4 protein-coding genes are annotated in these 2617 nt (G+C 62.0%); all 4 read right to left on the bottom strand.

Annotated features, from left to right (window positions below):
• Positions 1-252 precede the first annotated feature (252 nt).
• A complete protein-coding gene (locus QZY06_RS03435) occupies positions 253-783 on the bottom strand; it encodes a GNAT family N-acetyltransferase (protein ID WP_295680227.1) in 531 nt (176 codons plus the stop codon).
• A 36-nt stretch (positions 784-819) separates the two neighbouring features.
• Entirely contained in the window at positions 820-1434 is a 615-nt protein-coding gene (locus QZY06_RS03430; protein WP_295680224.1) for a YitT family protein, read from the bottom strand.
• A gap of 49 nt (positions 1435-1483) precedes the next feature.
• Positions 1484-2323, bottom strand: coding sequence for a shikimate 5-dehydrogenase (locus tag QZY06_RS03425; RefSeq protein ID WP_295680222.1), 840 nt, complete (start codon positions 2321-2323; stop codon positions 1484-1486).
• Between the two features lie 62 nt (positions 2324-2385).
• Positions 2386-2617 (bottom strand): hypothetical protein (locus QZY06_RS03420; RefSeq protein WP_295680219.1); only part of this gene is annotated, 232 nt, incomplete at its 5' end.

Raw genomic sequence — 2617 nt, 5'->3', positions numbered from 1 at the left:
GATGTCGGCCACCGTGGCGGTGGAAAGATCGAAGCTCGTCGCACTGGCTTGCGGACTGATTGGCGCCAGCAGCGATCCCGACAGCAGCACGCAGGCCATGCGGTTCAGCAGACGCTGAGGGTGGGTCATGTCGTCAGCCTTGGCAGTAAGCGCCGTGTTGACGCATCACTTCAGACGAGGTTGGTTGAGGTCACCCTATGTGCTGCAAATTTCTACCGACGCGGGTTCAAGACCATTTTCCACCGATGCTGTTCAAGAATCTGGAAGTAAGCTGCCCTTTGGAACCGTTGGAACGACCTCCGCACCCCAACCTCGGGCGGGTAGCCAACAGGCCATGCGGGTTGCTCGATGTCCATCGCGAAAGAACTCGGTCGTCATCGGGACGAAACCTATCGATCGATAGAAATTGACGGCGTATGGCGTTGCATTGAGCTCCACCGTCTCGACAGCGGGGAAATTAGCTGCAAGCGCAGCGCGTGCCTGTTCCCACAGCTTTCCGGCAATACCCTGGCGCAAGCAATCCGGGTGAACGAACAGAACGCCGATGAGCGAGGGATTCGGCATCAACAGGAACCCGACCATTCGATGGTCGTCAAAAGCGGCGACGCTGACCGCGGATTTTCTGATCTCGGCAGCCAGTCCGATCGGCGATGACCGGGTCAGGAATCGCTGTCTGGCCTCGGGCTCGTAATCCTCCGACGCAAGCGCCAGAAAGCTGTCATGGATGACCTGCGAAGCCGCCTCGGCTTCTGACTCATCCACGAAGCGAATATCGATGTTCATGTGCTTGAACGTCCGAGCGTCAGCGCAGCGCTGAATTCAAACGCCAAGGTACCTGCCCGGCCGATGATTCAAAGCCAGGATGGCACCAATGGCCAGCGCACCGACCACCGATTGCAGCACCCTGGCCGGCGACACGACGACCAGCGCCGCCAGCACCACCACCACGTCCACGGCCATCTGAACCTTGCCGGCGCTCAGGCCTCGGGACTGCTGAAGCCACTGGGCGACGATGTTGACGCCACCCACGCTCGCACCATGGCGCAGCAGTGCCAGCAGGCCGAAGCCGATCAGGAAGCCGCCGAGCACCGAGGCCAGCCAGGGGTTGAGGAATTCGAAGCGCACCACCTTCGGCGCCAGCGCGGTGCAGACCGAGACCAGCGCAACAGCCGCGAAGCTCTTGAGCGTGAACTCGGGGCCGAGGCGGAACCAGGCGAGCCCGAAGAACGGAAGGTTCAGCAGGAAGAAGAACAAGGCCACGCTCGAACCCGTGGCGTAGCTGGCGAGGAAGGCGACACCCGCGACACCACCGGTGAGCAGGCCGGCGTACGAGAACATGGTCATCCCCAGCGCCACGAACAGCGAGCCGGCGACGAGCGCGTGGGCGTCGTCGAGCCAGCTATGGGTAATCGTTTCGATTGGGTCTGATTTCACAGATTCGTCTCACGCACAGGGCATGCCGCAAGACAGCGTGATTCGGTCTTCACGCCGAACGGGCAAAGGCCGCGGCCGCGGCAACGGTGTCGGCATCCGGCCGAATGCCGGTGTACAGGACGAACTGCTCCAACGCCTGCAGCACGATGACGTCGGCACCGGAGATTCGCTGCCGGCTAAGGCGTTGCGCGGCCTGCATCAAGGGGGTCTCGACCGGCAGGGCAACGACATCGAAGACGATCTCCGATCCTGCGATCAGCGCTTCGGGAAACGCGAGCCGGTCCGCATCAGTACCCGCCATGCCCAGCGGCGTGGCGTTGATCAGCAGCGGCGCGCTCAGACCTTCGGCGTCGGCCGCCCAGGAAAAACCATAGGTCTCGGCCAGCGAGCGCCCACTGGTTTCGTTGCGGGCAACGACGGTGCCTTTGCGATGACCGCGATCACGCAGCGCTGCCGCCACCGCTTTGGCCATGCCGCCCGAGCCGCGCAGCAGGAAGGCTGTTTCTGGTGAGACCCCGGCCTGCGCCAGCACTTCCAGAATCGCGCTGTAGTCGGTGTTGTAGCCGGTGAGTCGGCCTTCGTTGTTGACGATGGTGTTGACGCTGTCGATGGCAACTGCGGAACCTTCCAGGCGATCGAGCAGCGGGATCACCGCTTCCTTGAACGGCATCGAGATCGCACAACCGCGGATGCCCAGCGCGCGAATGCCGCCGATGGCCGCCGCCAGATCGGTGGTGGTGAACGCCTTGTAGACGTAGTCCAGGCCCAAGTGTTCATAGAGCCGATTCTGGAAGCGCGAGCCGAAGCGTCCCGGCCGCGCGGCCAGCGACATGCAGAGCTGGGTTGCGGGTCCGATCGGTGGCTTGATGGGCTTTTGTGGTTGAGCCATTGGCGAGGTTCCAAAGTAAGGGGCAGCGGATTCAGACCGATGGCCCTGCTCTCCGGCTGGGCTTAGCTTTTCAGTATCCGCGCCGAAACAATCTTGCGCACCGCTCGAAAAGGTAAAGCCGGTCCTACGTCTCCGTTGCACAGGACGACAGTGATCAATCCCGTTTCGATGAAGGTCTCCAGAAATGCGGAGAATCCATTGATGAAGCCGTAGTGAAGAACGCTGCGAGCAGCTTGAGCAGAAGGTGAAACCAACAGCCCCATCGCGTACTGAACCTCACCATAGCTGGCATCG

The sequence above is a fragment of the uncultured Nevskia sp. genome (assembly GCF_903885465.1).
GTDB lineage: Bacteria > Pseudomonadota > Gammaproteobacteria > Nevskiales > Nevskiaceae > Nevskia.
The sequence above is the reverse complement of the archived record's forward strand: the minus strand, read 5'-3'. Positions and strand labels throughout refer to the sequence as shown.